Annotated in this window: 17 protein-coding genes; 3 read left to right on the top strand and 14 right to left on the bottom strand. The window is 31.1% G+C overall.

The annotated features are described in order from the left end of the window. Positions 1-69: 69 nt before the first annotated feature. The 12 genes from JYG23_RS13725 to JYG23_RS13670 all read right to left on the bottom strand — a co-directional run bounded on the left by JYG23_RS13725 (position 70) and on the right by JYG23_RS13670 (position 14,489). A complete protein-coding gene (locus JYG23_RS13725) occupies positions 70-1,428 on the bottom strand; it encodes an FAD-dependent oxidoreductase (protein WP_207236242.1) in 1,359 nt (452 codons plus the stop codon). 54 nt (positions 1,429-1,482) lie between these two features. Then, positions 1,483-2,769, bottom strand: coding sequence for a benzoate/H(+) symporter BenE family transporter (locus JYG23_RS13720; protein ID WP_207236241.1), 1,287 nt, complete (start codon positions 2,767-2,769; stop codon positions 1,483-1,485). A 199-nt stretch (positions 2,770-2,968) separates the two neighbouring features. Continuing rightward, positions 2,969-4,444, bottom strand: a complete 1,476-nt coding sequence (locus JYG23_RS13715) for a YdiU family protein (protein WP_207236240.1) — start codon at positions 4,442-4,444, stop codon at positions 2,969-2,971. 429 nt (positions 4,445-4,873) lie between these two features. Beyond that, positions 4,874-5,467, bottom strand: coding sequence for a GNAT family N-acetyltransferase (locus JYG23_RS13710; protein WP_207236239.1), 594 nt, complete (start codon positions 5,465-5,467; stop codon positions 4,874-4,876). Positions 5,468-5,701: 234 nt separating this feature from the next. After that, positions 5,702-6,013, bottom strand: coding sequence for a hypothetical protein (locus tag JYG23_RS13705; RefSeq protein ID WP_207236238.1), 312 nt, complete (start codon positions 6,011-6,013; stop codon positions 5,702-5,704). A gap of 208 nt (positions 6,014-6,221) precedes the next feature. Continuing rightward, complete coding sequence (locus JYG23_RS13700) at positions 6,222-8,588, bottom strand: ABC transporter permease (protein WP_207236237.1); 2,367 nt, start codon at positions 8,586-8,588, stop codon at positions 6,222-6,224. An 8-nt stretch (positions 8,589-8,596) separates the two neighbouring features. Next, the gene (locus tag JYG23_RS13695; protein WP_207236236.1) at positions 8,597-9,355 is read right to left on the bottom strand and encodes an ABC transporter ATP-binding protein; all 759 of its coding nucleotides are present in this window, start codon (positions 9,353-9,355) and stop codon (positions 8,597-8,599) included. 76 nt (positions 9,356-9,431) lie between these two features. Next, a complete protein-coding gene (locus JYG23_RS13690; RefSeq protein WP_207236235.1) occupies positions 9,432-10,595 on the bottom strand; it encodes a HAMP domain-containing sensor histidine kinase in 1,164 nt (387 codons plus the stop codon). Beyond that, the gene (locus tag JYG23_RS13685) at positions 10,585-11,280 is read right to left on the bottom strand and encodes a response regulator transcription factor (protein ID WP_207236234.1); all 696 of its coding nucleotides are present in this window, start codon (positions 11,278-11,280) and stop codon (positions 10,585-10,587) included. Before JYG23_RS13685 ends, JYG23_RS13690 begins: the two co-directional genes overlap by 11 nt. Positions 11,281-12,247: 967 nt before the next feature. Then, positions 12,248-12,829 (bottom strand): DUF4489 domain-containing protein, encoded by a 582-nt coding sequence (locus tag JYG23_RS13680; protein ID WP_207236233.1) that lies wholly within the window; start codon positions 12,827-12,829, stop codon positions 12,248-12,250. Positions 12,830-12,974: 145 nt separating this feature from the next. Beyond that, complete coding sequence (locus JYG23_RS13675; protein WP_207236232.1) at positions 12,975-13,541, bottom strand: 2-phosphoglycerate kinase; 567 nt, start codon at positions 13,539-13,541, stop codon at positions 12,975-12,977. A 369-nt stretch (positions 13,542-13,910) separates the two neighbouring features. Continuing rightward, the gene (locus tag JYG23_RS13670) at positions 13,911-14,489 is read right to left on the bottom strand and encodes a hypothetical protein (RefSeq protein ID WP_207236231.1); all 579 of its coding nucleotides are present in this window, start codon (positions 14,487-14,489) and stop codon (positions 13,911-13,913) included. Between the two features lie 373 nt (positions 14,490-14,862). Between JYG23_RS13670 and JYG23_RS13665 the strand changes: the two genes are divergently transcribed. From JYG23_RS13665 to JYG23_RS13655, 3 genes are all read left to right on the top strand, one after another. Continuing rightward, the gene (locus JYG23_RS13665; RefSeq protein ID WP_207236230.1) at positions 14,863-15,435 is read left to right on the top strand and encodes a DDE-type integrase/transposase/recombinase; all 573 of its coding nucleotides are present in this window, start codon (positions 14,863-14,865) and stop codon (positions 15,433-15,435) included. A 232-nt stretch (positions 15,436-15,667) separates the two neighbouring features. After that, positions 15,668-16,045 (top strand): helix-turn-helix domain-containing protein, encoded by a 378-nt coding sequence (locus JYG23_RS13660; protein ID WP_207236229.1) that lies wholly within the window; start codon positions 15,668-15,670, stop codon positions 16,043-16,045. Between the two features lie 16 nt (positions 16,046-16,061). Further along, positions 16,062-16,988: a CPBP family intramembrane glutamic endopeptidase gene (locus tag JYG23_RS13655; RefSeq protein WP_207236228.1), complete on the top strand. Its 927-nt coding sequence runs from the start codon at positions 16,062-16,064 to the stop codon at positions 16,986-16,988. A 110-nt stretch (positions 16,989-17,098) separates the two neighbouring features. Here the strand turns inward: JYG23_RS13655 and JYG23_RS13650 are convergent, their stop codons facing one another. Together JYG23_RS13650 and JYG23_RS13645 are read right to left on the bottom strand one after the other, a co-directional pair. Next, a complete protein-coding gene (locus JYG23_RS13650) occupies positions 17,099-17,938 on the bottom strand; it encodes a class I SAM-dependent methyltransferase (protein ID WP_207236227.1) in 840 nt (279 codons plus the stop codon). 167 nt (positions 17,939-18,105) lie between these two features. Continuing rightward, positions 18,106-19,848 carry a M56 family metallopeptidase gene (locus JYG23_RS13645; RefSeq protein ID WP_207236226.1) on the bottom strand — a complete coding sequence of 581 codons (1,743 nt, stop codon included), beginning with the start codon at positions 19,846-19,848 and terminating at the stop codon, positions 18,106-18,108.

Genomic DNA, 19,848 nt, shown 5'->3' with positions numbered 1-19,848 from the left:
TAGACAGTTCTATTTTAACTGTCTACAATAAACGGAGTATATCAAATCATCTGCATTATTTTACAACGATTAATCCAATTTAGCATTCTCTTCATTTAATAATTTTCTTATATATTCACCTTTTAGATCACGTAAACGTTTATTATCTTTAATAGCTTTGTCTGCAGCCAATCCAGCAGCATGACCATATCCAAAACATTGAGCTGTTACTCTACAACTAGCTAATGCTTGATGTTCAGCGCATAAATTTCTACCGGCTACTATTAAATTTTCTCCTATGGCAGGTACTAAAGCACCATACGGAATTTCATAATAATCATTTATTAACCAAAATAAATATGGTTTTTCACCACTATGCAATTCAATTGGCCATGGACATCTAACTATACCATCTGGACGTTTTTTTGCTTTAGCTACATCATCATTTGTTATTTTATCAATACCAACAATACTTCTAGTCTGGCGAACTCCAATTTCGCAAGATAAATCATTAATAAATGAATTCTCACATCCAGGTATATATTGTTTGAAAAATTCAGCATACTCTCTAACTTGTTTTCTAGCAACTTCCTCTGCTTCTGTATGGTCATCAGGGTCACATACATTTAGCTCATGTCCATCTCTTCCTGTTATTAAAGTTACATTCATAAACAATTCATTAGGTCTTGTTGTATCATAAACCCAAACTTTTAATCTTGGTAGATTCGCACCCTTAGAAATTGCTTCTTTCATTGCTTCTGAGACTTTGTCTGGCGAAATACGGTCTTCACCCCAATAATCAAAGAACTTTTTAGTGTCCACTCCACCTAATCTAAATATCATAGTAGGATTTTGAATACTTCCGTTATTTCCCATAGTATAATCATAACCAGCACGATATATAATATCAGCATCACCCGTAGAATCAATTATAATTTTACTTCTAATTTGTGCCATTCCACTTTTTGTATCAATTACAATGCCTTTAAAGACATCTTCATCTTTTATTACACCTATTATATTTGTGTGATAAAGTATTTTAGCTCCAGCACCAACTACCATGTTTTCAGCAACTTCTTTCCACATTTGAGGATCAAAAGGGACTAAAAATGTTTTCCCGTATGGTTGAGGTTTGGTTACAGCGTTACACTTTTTCATTTCTTGATAAAATTTATCTGTCCATCCATAAACACATTGTTTAGGTTCTTCATCAAGTGGATTATCACAACCATAATACATACCACAAATTGTGCCTGAATATCCAGCAACTGCAGCGCCACCTAAAAAACCTAATCTTTCAACCAATAATGTTTTATTTCCATGTCTAGCTGAAGTTTCAGCTGCAGCAACACCAGCAGGTCCTCCTCCACACACTAAAACGTCTACTTCATCATAAATAGGTAAATCACAACTAGAATCAAAAGTAATTATAGACTTATATGTTTTCAATTTTACACCTTCCTCTTATAAGTAATATTTTTTATGAATTTAATTAGTAATTTTTTAAACACCCTTAGTTTCATTAATTACATCTTTGAAATCTTTAGTTTCTAATATACCTGCAACAACTACACCGATTAATAAAGCCCAAAATGCTGAACCAATTCCCAAGAATGACTTTTGTGCTAATGCAACGAAAAATGCAAAGAACGCAGACATTTGGAATTTACCAACTTTAAAAGCGCTTTGTAATGATGATAAAATTACACCAATCATTGCTAATCCAGCAATTAAATATATTAATTTAATTGGCATAGTATTAAGGAAAGGAACCAAAATACTAGAAAACACACCAATTATTGAGCAAAACAATCCACAAACAACTGCTGAAGCATATCTATCATCTTTATTTTTACCTGACTCATCAGATGCAACTATTGCAGTCATTGGTCCAGCAATATTTGCATTATGTCCTCCAAATAATGATGTAACCATTCCACCAATACCAGACCATACTGTCATAGCTTTTACCGGAGGTACATAACCTTGGCTTTTTAAAACACCAATAGCTTGAGCATTTTCTGCCCCAATAACTAAAAATGTTAATGGTAACGAAACTGATACAATTACTCCTAAAATGTTTTCAAACGAAAAACCAATAAATTTAGGTCCATAAAAAGTCAATCCAGCTAAAGCACTCGGATCATACAATCCAAATGTAAATACACAAATTATAACTACTACTAAAGCAGCTAGAATAGGAGGTATAACTTTAATTTTAGCTTTAAGCTTTGAAAATACTAACCATGTAACCACTGCTAGTATTGCTATTATAAAATATTTTGTATTATTAGGATTTGATATGTCTGTTGACCATGTATAAAAATAATTAACAATATTTGTAACAAATTTAAATAAGCAACCAGCTGTCATCCCCATAACAATTGGCATAGGCAAATACTTCATGACCTTATTAATAAGTCCAATTATTCCTAATATAAATACCAAAATACCAGCAATTAAAAAACCAGCACACATTTGCTGTAGCGAATATCCTGCTGCAGCACCAGAAACAACTATAGCAGCACCTGATATTGACCATGCACCTGGAATCGGTTTCTTATATTTTAAAGAAATAATAATACCTAGTATTGGACCAAATACCCAACAAGCAAAAATCCATGAAACTGTTTCTTGAGCAGACCATCCACAAGCATTACCATTTGCATACAATATTAATGCTGTACACCAACCAAAAATTCCTGAAATTATACCAGAACTTATTGTTTTTGAATTCAAGTGCTTTGGTAAATCTCTTAAACCGTTTAAAATACTTTCTTTTTCCTTCATATTTTATCCTCTCATTTAATTATTTGTAATAATATCTTTTGTATATTAAAAATATACCCGTGATATATCACTGATATTATAGTAACATGTTTCATATTTTTTTACAATATATTTATAAATTTTTTTAAAATAAAAAGAACCTTCCATTATCTTCAATGATAGAAAGATTCTAAAAATTTTATGACATACTTTTTAAATATTAGGTACCACAAAAAGTTCGGTAAGGACTGTTTGATGGTGCAGGCAATGTGGAGTAATCAGCCTGTTTAGAAGAATGCGCATAAGGGTTCGAAAGAACATCAAGAAACCGTTCCATCACATTGTAATCTCCATGTTTCACCGCCGCTTCTAGTGCTTCTTCTACTCGGTGATTGCGAGGAATTAACGCGGGATTGCTATTTCGCATCAACTCATGCGAAGAAGCTTTTGACTCCTGCTGCCTACTTAATCTCGCCTGCCATAGCTCATTCCACTGACTAAATTCCTTAGTACCAAACATGGACATATCCTCTAGCTTATCAAAAGTTAATGCTAGAAAGGTATTGGTATAGTCCGCACCATACTTCTGCATTATATTGAGTAGACCTTGAATAATGGATTCATCCTGCAACTCTTCGTTAAATATTCCTAGTTTTGCCCTCATTCCCGTAAGCCAATTACAGTGATACAACTCATTAAAACTCGAAATCTCATCCTGAGCCAATTTAATAGCCTGTGTCTTATTAACATGCAACAGAGGCAATAGGCTTTCAGCAAATCTACCCAAATTCCACGCGGCAATATGCGGTTGATTGCCATAGGCATAACGTCCATAAGTATCAATGGAACTGAATACCGTTTTAGGGTCATAAGCATCCATAAAAGCACAAGGGCCATAATCAATGGTTTCTCCACTAATAGTCATATTATCAGTATTCATAACACCATGGATAAAGCCAACAAGTTGCCATTTGGCAATCAACAATGCTTGACGCTTAATCACTTCCTTAAGTAAGAAAAGATAACGGTTCTCAACAACATCAACGTCTGGAAAATGTCTTTCCAATGTATAATCAGCCAAAGCCTTTAGTTCCTTCAAAGTACCCCAGTTTGAAACATATTCAAAAGTTCCTACTCTTAGATGACTAGTAGCCACCCTTGTCAAAATTGCACCAGGCAAGTAGGTTTCACGAATTATTGACTCCCCAGTTGTGACCACAGCTAAGCTTCGGGTGGTAGCAATCCCCAATGCATGCATTGCTTCGCTGATGATATATTCGCGTAACATAGGACCAAGAGACGCTCGACCATCGCCCCCGCGAGAGTATGGCGTTTTACCTGAACCCTTGAGCTGAATATCAACCCTATTACCTTGTGGAATAATCTGTTCACCAAGCAGTAGAGCCCGACCGTCCCCTAACATAGTAAAATGTCCAAATTGATGTCCCGAATAAGCCTGAGCAAGAGGCAAAGCACCTTCGGGAATTTGGTTACCAGCAAACACCGCTACACCATCATTGCTTTGCAATGCCTGCACATTCAATCCCAAAGATGTTGCCAACGAATGATTTAGAATAATCAACTTTGGTGAACATACAGGGGTTGGATTAAGACTTGTAAAAAATGATTTAGGCAGACGAGCATAACTGTTGTCTAAATTCCATCCTGTTTCTATTTTTGCTTTTCTCTCTGTCATTGTATCTTCTTTCCTTTTTCTGTTTTTTTGTTATATACTTCTATATCAACACAATACTTTTAGTATTTGCTTTCGCAACTTTATTATGCCGTTTTCACATAAATATTAATGTTAAAATTATTTTGTACAATTTTGCCTATATTTTTATACATAGTTTTATCACTAATATTCTGACAAAAACAAAAAAACTCTTTTCTCCTAATTTATTAATAGGAAACAAGAGATAAAATTTACCTTTCAGGAAAAACTCCTTAAAGAATTTTACTACAAACAAAATTGGTTTCCTGCTGGAACGTTCCTAGTAATCTAGTAATAAAAAGAAGCTAAGCATAAAGGTACTTTAAGTTGACCTAAAACTTAGCTTCATGATTTCAATATTAAGTTTTTCATATAAGGTCTCTGCTCATTTTACTAGCAACAAAAAACTTATTATAAATTAGCTTTCCAAACCAAATTGTATCTTGCAACACCATTTGAAGCAGACTTTATATTGTATAATTTACAACCGAGATGTTGGTACATCTTAGCATAATCCTCCATATCTGTGTCAAAAAGCAAAGGAACGTTGCGTTTATCTGCCATTTGTTTTGCAAAATTCACTAATTCTTTTGCCTTTCCTTGTCCTTGATTCTCTTTTCCCACGCAAACCATTAAAACTTCTAGATATGTATTTTTAGTATATTCTTTATTTCCATCGGCAATCTCTTTAACATGTTTTAAAAACCTTTTCATTATACGAAACGGGATTATTCTAATTAATGTAAACATCATTTTTATTTGTGGTAAAACTGCTTTCCTATCACTATAAATTAAGCCTATATAAGAATTACTCTCATCATTCTGATAAAGTGCATTCATATTATATGTACATTTTACATATGACTCCATATATCTCAACACTAATGCTTTTCGTTCTTCAAGTGACCCAAATTCATGAAATAGTTCATTATTAACAAAAGCTTCACCTACAATTTTTGAGATATTCTTTAATTCTTCTTTTGAAATATTCTCAACTAATTTCATCTGACATATACTCCCTTTTATTGACTTATCGATACAGCTAATATAAATTTCCTTCATGTTCATTTCATCTTTGGTGGCAACAAAAAATCGCTTTGTTTCTAATTTTTGTTGCTATATGAAAATCTCTTTGTTCATAGTTCTAGGCTTATTTTTGTGTCCGTATGTATGTATTGACTAATTTCTGTTTGTTTATTTTCTCTGCATTTTGTAACTCAGTGTCATACATAATATTCCTTAATGTATTTCTGAATTATACAATATTAATAAGCTTCTAAATGTTAAATCACACATACGTCTTTTTTTGGATCTCCAATCTTTTTCCAATGCTAAACCAGTATAGGTGCCCCATTTTGTAAAGTAATAGTGACTTAGCTTATTTTTGAATATTCCGTCATTTTCCACTAAGATATTTCTAAGAAAATCAACTTGCTCTTTTAATTCTTCAATATGATTAACTACTCCAAGTCTTGACAATAGTTCCATTCTATGAAACCAACTGCAAGTTCTATCAACAAATGCCTTTAGCATTCCAGATATATTTTCCATGTATACAACACATGGAGACGGTTATTCTGTGCTATATTCTTCTTATTAAACCAATACTAATCCTCGTTAATCTTTCTATTTGTCTTATTGACAGTCCATTATTCTTTAATTCCTTAATTACTTTATTTGTTTTTTCTTTTTTAAAATTCTGAATTCGACTTACGTTTTCTACACCAGCCAATTTTTTATTATTTTAGTTGCTTCTATATTATTCAAAAATAAGTTCATTAACTGAAACCTTTTTTACCTTTCTAGAAGAAAAATATGAAAATACAACAAAGCATACACATATAAGAACAGTTGGTGCAAGTATTGTAAACAAGCTATATTCAGTTGCTAAACTAGATATTCCAATAATTCTGAATAAGCTATTGATCATTTTACTTGTCAGCAGTAACGATAATATAATACCAAATACCGAGCCTACTACTGAAACCACTATAAATCTTAATGTAAAATGAAAACGGATATTCCTGTCAGTAAAACCAATCGACTTATATATTCCTATATCAATCTTTTCTTTCAGAAATGTTTTTGCGCATACCATTGTTACAATTACAAGGACAATTACAACTGAAATTATATAAATCAAACTGGTTATAGCATCAAGGGAATCCTGAATGGTTTTTACATTTGCATCTTTTTTGATGTCATACACTGTAGCAGATAAAACATCACTGAATTTTTCGTTAAGCATATCTGTGACCTTCTGTATTTTTGATTTATCTTTAATTACATAATAAAAATATCCGGGTCTAATCTTTTCTTGAGTTATTCTTTCTGCAGTAGCAAACGTCATTCCAAAGCATTTTCCGACATCGTTCATATACTGGAACAAACCTGAAATTATATATTTTTTCTCTTTATTTTTAGTAGATACAGTAACGGTATCACCTATGCCCTTTTCGATTTCATCAGATAATATTTCGGTAATAACTATTTCATTATCATATAATGGTATACGACCTTTCAATATACTTTTAAAAGCTTCCGGTTTATTATAAACACTTGCATAATATTGCGCATTATCCAAGGCATAATAATCATTTCTAGAATAAACAGAATTTACAACAGGAGTTATTTTATTTATTTCAAATTCTATTTCATCTGCCTTATCCATTGTCATATTTTTAGTTGATTTACAGTCAATATCGGATATAATTCCACCAAGGCTTTCAATAGCAGTTTTACTCGTTATTGAATTTGTAACAATAGTCATCGACATCATAAAGAATACAAGTATAGCTACGACAACTACTGTACATAAATGCTGACGTTTATTAGACATAAACTGTCTTAATGCAAGTCTTAAAGACAATGCTTTCTTTCCAATCGGAATATTAATCCAGCTGTCAAAATAAACACTGTCTTTTCCACCTGATATAGCTTTTACAGGAGATATTTTCGATATCTTTGCCGTTTTAAAAAATACAAATAATATTTCTAGAACCATAATACCAATAATCGCACTTAAAGATTTAAGTAATGATATATCAGACACCGCAAGTATTCCTGTAATTGGCTGAAAAATGTTTCCAAGCAGTCTTGTGACAGGTATCGCAATAATCGTACCCCAAACAGCTCCGATTAATTCAGCAATAAAATACTGTAAAACAAAAATACTACGTAGTTTACCTTTTGTAAATCCCTGTGATTTCAAAACTCCAAGATTGACATAATCCATTTCTATTCCTGTAGAGATACTATGTCCCATAATTATCATAACAATAAAGAGTAGCAGGATAATAAATACATACAGGATATTACTTCCCACATCAGTAAAAATTTTAGTATATTTCATAGCTTCTCTACTTGACATAGTATATATTGAATTATTACATATACCTGAAATTGCATTTATATTTGTCTTGAATTTACCCGTTGAAAGTTTGCTGTTATCAGACTGATATATGTTATATATATGAAATTTTATAATTGAGATATTTGGATTAGTTATATTCTCAGAATATAAATTACTAAACTTAATATAGTCTTCCGCAGAAATAAATGCCTGTTTGATTCCCATTACGTATGCACCTATAAATGCATCCTGAATAAACCCTTTTACTGTAAGATTCATTTTACTGTCCGCCAATTCAATTGTTATCTTACTTCCTGTTTTACAATTATATAATGTCTTATAACTTATTGGTACATATATTTCTCCAGATTCAAGAGATTCAGGATTATTGACAAATCCTGTTTCCTTATTATTAAAAACAGGATACTTAAAACTGTCATGTCCAGAAACAAGAAAAATCGCACTGGTACTTAACTTGTTATTTACTGTCGCATTATCAGCAGCAATACATTCAATATCTTTTACATAGTCAACATCTTGTGAATTTGTAACCTTTGCTTTTATATCATCAGTCAGATTTTTATCACTTATAAATGAAACTATATCGCCTGTATCGATTTTATTAAATGCTTTTTCAAGCGTTGAACTGATATTATCATTAAGGCTTATGATTGATGTAAGTGCCATTGAGATAATGAGCATAAGAAAAATTATGCTTTTGAATGCGCCTTTTTTATATCTTATATTTGCTTTAAGAATAGTAAAAATGTCCATACTTACACCTACCATTCCATTGAAGAAAGCCATGCATTAACCTGTGTTTCACGGCTTTTTTCTTCAGTATCATCAAATGGAGGTAAAGTAAGTTCACCACTTATATTCCCATCTTCAAGATAAAGTATTCTAGTAGCACGAAGTGCTGCACGCATATCATGTGTGACCATAAGAATACTCTGACCCTCTTTATTCATGTTCGTAAGAAGATTTAAAACTTCTATTGTGTTTTTTCTGTTGAGTGCACCAGTCGGTTCATCAGCAAAGAGCAGCACTGGCAAATTGATAACAGCCCTTGATATTGCTGCCCTCTGTTGTTCTCCACCTGAAGTCTGTGACGGAAGATGAGTCTTTATTTTTGAAAGTCCCATTTTCTGAATAAGCATATCAGCCCGCTTATTCACTTCATTTGCTGACTTCTTATTAAGATAGCCGGGAACTGCTATATTTTCAAAAATGCTAAGATTACTTATAAGGTGCATCTGCTGAAAAACAAATCCAAAATCATTGTGTCTCAAAGCAGCAAGCTTATTTTCACTGAACTTAACAATGTTTTCTCCTTTATAGACAACTTCTCCTGCCGTTACTCTATCCATTCCGCTTAAAGAATAAAGTAAAGTAGATTTTCCTGATCCTGAAGCGCCCATAATTATTGTAAAGTCACCATCATAGATATCAATATCCACTTGACTTAATATGTGGTTCTGTTCTCCGTTATGAGCATAACTTTTACATAGTTTTCTTGTTGACAGAATTATTTTTTTCATATACATAATGTCCTTTCGTTTGTATTGCTTAAATTCTATCAGATTAATTATTAAGAAATCCTTAAGAACAGATATATCACTTTATTATGGGAAGAACAAGTGTTGATTCAAGTCCTTCAGAGTAATTATGTAATAATATTTCTCCTTTCATCTGCTGCATTATATACCTGACAATATATAATCCAAGACCTGAGCCCTGCTCATCCTTACAATTTCTGCCTCGATAGAACTTATCAAATACAAAAGGCATATCTTCATCAGAAATTCCTTTTCCATAGTCACGGAAAACTATATATACATTGTCTTTTTTCTGCTTTACAGATACATCTATTCTTGTTTTTGCATATTTTCTTGAATTGTTAATAAGGTTTTCAGTTACTTGTACAAAACGTTTCCTGTCAGCCATTACCTGTACTTTAAAAAGCGGATTTTCAAAATTAACATCATCATGCTCTGCTGAGATATCAATTACTGTATCATGTATCAGCTCACATATTTCTACCTTTTGTATATTTACTTTAAGCTTATTGAGATCAGAAATTGAATGTATGAAGAGATCATTGGTAAGCTTTGCAACCTCGTCACATTTTTTCATGATTATACTCAAATATTTCTCGCGTTTTTCTGCAGTACCGCCAAAATTCATCTCAAGCCCTTCTGCATAAGCACGTATTGAAGATATAGGAGTTTTGATATCATGCGAAAGAGTTGCTATAACGGTCTTGTTGTTTTCAATTGCCTCATGTTCACAGGAACGTGCTTTTGTTATTTCTTTTCTCATATTGTCAAAAGCCCATGTGAATGCGCCAAAATAGTTTGACCGTTCAAAATCAAGTGGTAAATCAAAATTTCCCATTGCAATATTATCTATATATTTTTCCATTTTATCAAATGGACGTATTATCTGTAAATATATGTATATAAATATAATTAATATAAATATCATACAAGTTCCGGACAAAAACAGAATTGAGAAATTCTGTTTTTGTGGTCTGCCACTTGTTTTTAGTCGTATATTATCCTGAAGAGAAGATATTTTATCAGTTATTTCACTGATTGCCAATACATCACCTGATGAAACAGCAATCAGTGTCAGCTGATTTATTTCATTAAGTGCTATTATCTGTTCAGCTTTTACATCTGATAAATTTTCAGTCTTTTTATTATAGATAAATAAAAATGTTATTAGAATAACAAGTATTTCGAAAAGCACTGTAGCCTTAAATAATTTACTTTTCATTATGCACCTCTAACATATATCCTAATCCCCAGACTGTTTTTAAATACTCCGGATTGGCTGGGTTTTCCTCAAGCTTTTCTCTCAACCAACGCATATGAACAGTTAGAGTTGATGGCTCAACTTCACTGAACATTCCCCACACCTCAGAAATTAGCTTTTCTTTTGAAATTGCTGTATTTATATGCTGCGCAAAATATGAAATCAAGTCAAATTCCTTTAACGAAAGTGATACTTTATTTCCACGTTTTGAAACTGTTCTTGCCATTATGTTTATAGATATATTTCCAAAATTAATTATTTTTTCTTCTTCTGCAAAGTCATATGTACGCCGAATAAGTGCATTGATTCTCGACAGAAGCTCTTTAAGTGAATATGGTTTAGGAAGATAATCATCTCCCCCTATATCAAAACCCCTTACCCTGTCATCTTCATTTGTTCTTGCACTTGCAAATATAACAGGGACAGTTGATACACGACGAAGTTCCCTACATACTTCAAATCCTGTACTATCAGGAAGATTTATATCAAGCAATATTAGATGATATTTATTATCAGAAAGAAGTGAAAATGCATTCTCACTGTCTACAGCACAAGTGACCATATATCCATAGTAAGTAAGCATATCACTTATAACTGAAGATAAATCCTCATCATCATCAATTATAAGAATATTTTTCTGTAACATAGTTTCTCCATTCCGTTATAACTCAGAAATTTTCCGTTTCAGTCTTGCCTTATACCACAAGCGGATAACTTTTTAGTTTGCTATAACATTTTTATGCCAAAAATCAATTTAATTTTTCACTAAAATATATTATATTCCAATTCTCTGCTAAAATATGAATGGTTAATTTCTTTCAGATAAGAGCTTAAATTAATCCTAATACTTTGCAGATACAAATTTCTAACTACCATTATTTAGTTTTAGTGTATCATGATAACAAAAAAAAGTAAACACATCAACTGAATAATATAACTTTACAGCCGAACGAAGAACTTTGCCTCTTGGCTTTCTATTTAGTTTCTAATTGGTTTAAAGGGTATGCTCATTTTGCGAAGTTGTTTTGATAGCAACATAGATATGTCCAACAGAAAAGCAGATGCCGAATATTATAAGCAGCCATGCCCACAAGCAAAATTGCAAATGCATCGTTGAAACGGAAACAAAATTCAGCTATTCCAATGTTAAGAAACATCAAAAACATCGAACTGTATCTGCCTATTCGTTCTATAATATTCATTGCTTTATTCGTACACTTGTTTTTGCAAGAAATAGCGATTTTATAACGAGCATGGCTTGGCAGTAGGGTTAACCTTTTTCTGTCCAGTATTCTCTATCTAAACCTAATAGCTTATATGAAAGCACCTTTTGAACCTGAAAGTTTATAAGTGAACTTAATGAAGGCTTGTATTCTTCTTTGTTCATAACTAAATGCCTTGCAACTATTATACCCCTAAATCAACCTATAGTTCAACAACTATGCAAAAAAAACATCTCTTAAAACGCATTAAATTACGCCCATGCAAGGCAAACTAAAATGGCACATTACAAAGAAAATCTGTAATGTGCCATCTTTTGGTGAGCCCCGAGTACTAGTTAAATTTTATTAGTTGTTGAGCCAGTTTGAAAAAGTTCAAGATTTATTTGAAAATCAATAGTCACACTTACCTTGGGCAAGAGCACTTAAATCAGGCTTAATTACTCTCATTGCCTCAAAGTCTCCATCAAAATCTTTGCCTTTTACTTTCATTTTATATTCACAGCAACCTGGACATGGATTATCGCAGTAAGTCACTGTAAAAGGTTCGCTAATTTCTACTTCTAACTCATCAATACTATTCTCTATTTCAAATTCTTTTAAATATCTCCAACTTTGAATACACTCTTCTACTCCATTGCAAGTTCTTATCAACTTAAATAGCAAATCGACTTCGACTTCATGTTCACTGCCACTGTCATCTTCTGCTTCAAAGAAAATAATACTAGAAAACTCAATTTTTACAACAGGCTTAGATAGACAAGTAGTATCAACTGTTACACGATTTAATACAAATTTTTGATCGTCTTCAACACACCCATCATCTATTTCAAATATTGCATCCTGTGGTTTGCATCCACATTCTAATATTATATTTTTATGTTTTGGACACCTTGAAAAACAACATGAATCTTCGTTTCTATATTGGTTTGGGCCGTTCATACAAAAATTACAGCCATATTTTCCATCTTGCATAATCATACTCCTCTATTTATGGTATATGAGAATTATCTTCTCACTTTATAATATGAAGCTTATCCCATAATGTTCTAAATATATAGTAATAAATTACATATATAGCTAAAATTATATCTACAACCTGTGTTTCTGTTTTACGAAGCTAAAGGATATGCTTTGCTTCTACCTGTTTATCAATCCACTTGTATACGTTGTTCATTTCTCCTTCATAATCATCATTGATTTCAAAGAATTTCGCATTATTCATCCTACAAAGTTCTTTGAGCTGTGTATGGAGCTTAATAAAATTATCACGATTCATATAATCATCACAATCTTTTTGTTCTATCTCACTTCTATGCTCAATAATTCCTGAAATAAAATGCTTTTCAAGATAATTCTTTGAAAAACCTATGTATAGTGGAATAATTTGTTCTAAATATTCAGGTTCAAAATCCAAAATATGTTTTGGCGGTAAATAGCATCCTTCAATAATGATGTGTTGTCCATTCTCAATATTGGTCATTATAATGCCCTTCACAAGTGGCCATAGCTTTTTTGTAATCTCATCATCACTGTCAGTTGCAGAAAAATCACAATATTTATTTCCACGAATCAACCCCATTTTTACATGGTCTATTGACAAATACGGTATCTTATACTTTTCAAGCAATTTCTGCGCCATCACTGTTTTACCAGTACAACTAACCCCACCAATTAAAATTACCATCTTTGCCTCCTTCTCATTATATAAATAATTGAAAGTTTTGGTATAAATAGGGACATACTTTAAATGATACATGAATAATTGATATATGATGGAACATTCATAGTGTCTTTTCTCGTCCCAATGTTTCTTTTATACACTTTCCTAAAATACTTAAATATTTTAAGTACTATTTTAATCTTCTTTAAAGAAAAAAATAACCTCACTCTAGAACATCTAAATTAATAGAACTTCAAAAGCAATATAATCAACTTAAAATGGAGAGTAATAGTACATCCAAACTTTCAAAGTACCATTACTACCATTTTTTGTGATTCAAGTTGTTTTCAAAGAATTGCGTGATTAGCATATTTTATATTATTATTGTATATTTCACTTAATTATAAGATCTTTTACTGTTAAAGGTTTTGTTTTCGCTCTTTTTATTTCATTAAATTCAACAATTATGGTTTTCGTATCATTTATATCAAAAGATTTATGAACATCCGTTATTATAGTTAATATGCCTTCATTATCTTTATTTAGTTTACAAAGGTAAGCTGAATATTTTTCCTTACCTTCACTAATAACAACATAGAACTGTTTGCATTCATCAAAATTTTCTTCAATAATAGAAAATACATTTTGGTTTTTTGCATTATCATACTCCATTTTCATACATATTGGTGTTATCAAAAACAATAATATAGAAATAATAATAAGTATATTCTTTAGGATTCCTTTATTATCAACATCCATTTGAAAACAATATATTAACACATATATAACCATCGAAAACATAGTAATCATAATAGTGAATTGTATAGCCAATCTTTTTTCAGGAATAAAATATTTCGACAAAAACACTATAATTACTAAGGTAGCAGCAAAACCAAATATCCCCATTAGTATTTTATATTTATTTTTATGTGGTTTGTTTTCAATAACTAATAAAAATTTATTCCATATCATATAAATACAAATACTAAAGAAAGTTGCAACAATCCCAGCAATAATGGCTAAAACAAACACAAATTTAAGTCATTCTTAGCCATGAGTCTTTTATTAAGTATTAAAATATGAATACTATGAGTATTACTAAATTTAAACTGGTCTTAGCTAAATTATTTGATTGTTGCTCCACTTTGTATAATAATATTCCTTTTTCTTATGCAACATCTATAATTTATTTTTGATCCTCTTTAAAAAATTTTGTTTCCAATCAAATTATATACCATATATTAACAAATATCAAGATGTTAGTAAGCTTCTATCGTTACTTACTAATACAAATTAATTCATCGCCCATCTCTTTTAAAATCTTATTTACAGATGTTAAATCTGAGTGGAAAATTCAAACTTATTAAGAGAATTGCTAAGAAGACATCTATTCTATAATAATCATAAGAAGAGAGCCTACTTATCAGCAATAAAAGATGCTGAAACTAATGAGATTATTTCTTTTGAAATAGGAAAACATTTAGACATGGATATCGTGCTGAAAACCATAGACAATCTTAAAGATGATCCCTATTTTAGGAAACAACGTAATGTTATTATACATTCCGATCAAGGTTCCCAATATACAACCACTAAATACCAAAATAAACTCAAAGGTTTTGGTGCTATTCAATCGATGTCGAAAAAAGCTAACTGCTGGGATAATGCTCCTATTGAATCTTTTTTTGGAACTCTTAAGCAAGAAGTAAACATTAAATATTTGAATAATTTTTCTGACCTAAAAGATTATATTGAAAAATACATTTATTATTACAATAATGAAAGACCACAACTCTCTCCACTGCAGCAGAGCAAGCGGCACAGTGCATACCCTCAATTAAATATACCTCAGTTTTCACTAAATCAGCCTATCGTTCAACAATTAGGCAACAAAAACTTGTCAGATAGCTTAATTTGATAATGGAACAAAGAGTGTCATTGTGGTATACTATTTTCATTAATACATAAAATCCCAGTTACCCAAATTATAGTCTTGAGTGGAATAATCGGTAAAATTTATATAATCCATACAAGGAAAATACAATTGCAAAGCCGTTTTAACACAAATGTTAAGTTTAATTGACAACGTTCAAAGTGCAATTGGTAGAGGTAATTATTATATAATGATACAATAAAATCGAGGTGAGAAGATGAGTTTTGGAGAAAATTTATTAGGATTACGAAAAGGGAAAAATATATCTCAAGATGAACTCGGTAGACAACTAAATGTTTCAAGACAAACTATATCAAAATGGGAACTTAATGAAACAACTCCTGAAATGGAAAAGTTAATATTGTTGTCTGAGTTCTTTAATGTATCAATTGATGAACTAATTAAAGGTCAAAAGCCTGAGCCAAAAGAAGAAAAAGATACATTTGAAATTAAAGTTACAAAAGCAAAAAAAACCACTCGTGATATTATTTTTCTTGCATTAAAAGTTGTCGGCATAATATTTGGTATAATATTGCTTGTTGATATAATCGTAATGATAATATATTTTGCAACAAACGGTTTTCCATCATTATAATTCTGAGGAGATTAAAATGAAAGAAATATTAAAAATGATTAGTCCGTTTAACGCAAAAGAAAATGTACCAACTATTTTATTTGTAATCAAGAAAATATTGGCATTTATACTTATTTTTTTTGTATCCATGATTTTAGCAGAAGGTTTAGCTATTATTTTTCATTTAATTATGGGATACAATGTATTGCGTGGTGAAATGTTAGATATTCAAACAATGACATTGATGAAATATTATGGCTATGTAATATTTATGATAATTGCTATGCTTTATTGCAAACTAATTGAAAAGCGTTCGATAAGATCAATGGGATTTAATAACAAAATTTCGGGGTACTTAGAAGGCATGTTAATTGGCGTTGTGTTGTTATCTATATCTATTGGTTTAATAATGCTAACAGGAAACATAACATATAACGGTATTTTGCAAAATATTGATTTCCCAATTATTTTTGCATTTTTAGGTGGGTTTATTATTCAGGGAGCAATGGAAGAGACATTAGGCAGAGGATTTCTGATGACATCGCTTTCAAAAAAAGTTTCAATTCCAATTGCAATTTTAGTTAGTTCATTAGCATTTGCAGCACCTCATTTTTCTACACTTTTTAATGGGGATTTTATTTTTAGCTTAATAGGAATAATCAATTTACTTTTAGTTTCAACCATATTTTCGCTACTCATTATAAATGGAAAAAACATATGGATAGCTTGTGGTATGCACACTTTTTGGAATTTCTTTTTGTTTAACATATTTGGATTGAATTTAAGCGGATCTGGTGAAAAGCCAACAGCAATATTTGATTTTAGCACAGGTAGTAATAATATTCTTAATGGGGGTTCATACGGAATTGAAGCAAGTGTTATAACAACTTTTGTTTTACTTATATTTACATGTTTATTAATTGTAAAATATAAAAAACTTCATATTGAAAAAATTACATACTAATAATTCACCTTGCTTAATTCAACATCATACTAACCTTAATAATAAAAGGGATGCCTAGCTGTATTATAACAGTCAAGCATCCCTTTTAAAAAGTGTACAATTTTTTTGCTTTATTTATGTCCAAAACTAAATAAAACCTCTGCATCAAATCGTATGCCACGTTCATCCTTATATTTCATAATTTCAATAAAGGCTTCCTCTTTAAATTTGTTAAGAGCTTCTGTACCAATACTTTCTATATGTTCAAATAACCCACGAGTAGCATTTGTCCATTGCTCTTGCCACCACTCTTCTTCATCCTTATAATAAAAAGTTTTCTCTTCAACAAATATCTCAATATTTTTTAATCCTACATTCTTTAAAATTTTTTCAATTCCATCAACTGATCCGAAATCTGGTCTATAAGCAATATTACTTAAGTTTCTGTGCTCATTTTGAAGAAAGAGTTTGGTATAAACTTTATTTATCACTCCTTTCTTCTCCCTCTTTTTCCATGTACTTAATCCAAGCCTACCTCCACCTTTCAATACTCTATACATTTCATCGATAGCCCTTAAAGAGTTGGGAAAAAACGATGTTGATAATCCACATATGACATTATCAAAACTATTGTCAAGGAAATCTAACTTTCCAGCATCCATTTGTATAAGTTTAGCATTACACAAATCCTGTTCACAAATAAGTGACTGTGTTTCTTTGACCATTTCTTGTGAAAAGTCTATTCCTATGACTTGCCCGTTTTTCCCAACACTATGAATAGCTGGGAATAATGAAGACCCTTTACCACATGCTACATCGAGTAAAGTTGCTCCTTCATTGACTTTTGCGTACTCAACTAATTTTTTCCCGAAATAAGTAAAATACTTTGGTCCAACACTATCAAAATTCGCTGCTACTCTGTTGAATACCCCTTCTAACCTTTTATTTCTTTTAACCATTTCTAAAGTCATTTAAACACTCCTCTCAAAATTAAAAGAGCCTACCACTTTAAAATGATAGGCTTTTCTTTGATAAATAAAATAAAGATATACCAAGTAGGTATATCTTCCGTAGACATTCAATGTCCTTATATACATTATATCATATTTTTCCATTAATTTCAATAACAGTATCAAAATCATTCAGTAAGTAAATTAAGCAAAAAATAATATGTTGGATAATTGTCCTCAATTTCATCCATTGTATAAATTTCTTTAAGTTCAAATGCTCTTTGTTTGAATGCATCATACCACATTTGACCTGTACTATAACCTATATCATCTTCTGCTTCAGGTTGAATAGCTCGACAAACATACATCATTAAATGACCTTTTAAATCTGTTTGCCCACCTTGTTCAAATAAATCAAAACAATATCTTAATGCACTATTTTCGCAAGAGACAATTTCATTAAATATTGATTGATTCGCTTTAACATAATCATAAGGACTAGAGGATGTCAGTGGTTCACTCATCATCTCATTAAAATTTTTAGTAATAATATCATTAACATCTATTGCTAACTTCATTTTCCCATCGCTATCTTTTATCAAATAGAAATTATCACCTATTTCAAATGATTCAAAGTATGAACTTGCTGCTAACTGAAATTTTAAATTATCATAAGCCCCCTCATTAATCGTGTAGTATCTCCAACTATCATCATATACGACCATTGCAAGAGTAGGTTCGCTCTCATATAATCGGATTTCACTTTTAACATCATTGGAATGAATATTTAGTATGGCATAAGTTGGAGAAAGTTCATATGGTGAGGATACTTTTTTCTCTTTCCACTCTGTTTGGTTTATCCAATCTGCAACCTTTGCTGAAGAAAGTTTAGTAAGTCCCCATTGATCATAAATAGCTATTTTTACGGATCCATCTCTATTTTGAATAATTGCATTAGCGAAATTATCCGGATTTAAAAAAGATAAATCTACTTCTTTATCTTTTGGATTTGTCATAAGTCCCAACCCAATAATAACAACTGCAATTACTGTAATTACAATTACCCAAAATCCTGGCTTTTTATAGTTTAATACATTTTTTATCCTTCCTTTTGTATTGTTATCTCCAAAAGCAAGCGGACATCCTCCAACAATTCTTCTTCCAATGGATAAAGAAAGTAGTGAACTTGAGTATTCCTTCTTAATACCATTACCTAACTGTTTGATAACACTTTCATCGCAAGATAGTTCCATATCTTCACCCATTAAGAAAAATGCTATCCAAGCTAAAGGATTAAACCAATGTAAACTCAAAACTAAAAATGCTAATGGTTTTATAATATGGTCAAGCCTTTGTATGTGCTTTTGTTCATGCAACAAGATATACTCCTGTTCCCTCTTTGAAAGATTTATTGGCAGGTAAATTTTAGGAGTTATGATACCAAAAACAAATGGTGAAGAAATTCCCTCCATTGTATAAATGTTTCCTGAAATATGCCTTGCAAATTTAAGTTTCTTATATAACTTAACAATTGAAAATATGCTATATGAAATAAGTAAAATAATTCCTACTATCCAAACAATCTCACCTATTTCAAACCATATCTTCATACGATTAACACTTACTCCCGTTTCTATTGGTACTGGTAACGGCTGGTTTACAACATTATCTATTACACTAATTCCAGTATTAATTTGTGAGCCTTGGGAATAAATAATATCTGGCTTTATTGCCTGTGTATTGACTGGTATTAAACTAAATATACTTTCAAAAGAAAACGGACATACCAACCTAAACAATACTACTGCCCACAAAGCATAAGAAAAAATCTTTGGACACTTTTTGAGCAGCAATCGGACTGCCATTACAAAGATAATGACATAGCAAGAAATAACACTCATATGGATAATTTGTAAAAATAAATATTTCAT

It is taken from the genome of Sedimentibacter sp. zth1 (assembly GCF_017352195.1).
Classification (GTDB): Bacteria; Bacillota; Clostridia; order Tissierellales; family Sedimentibacteraceae; genus UBA1535.
This window is presented reverse-complemented; position numbering and strand designations above follow the sequence as displayed.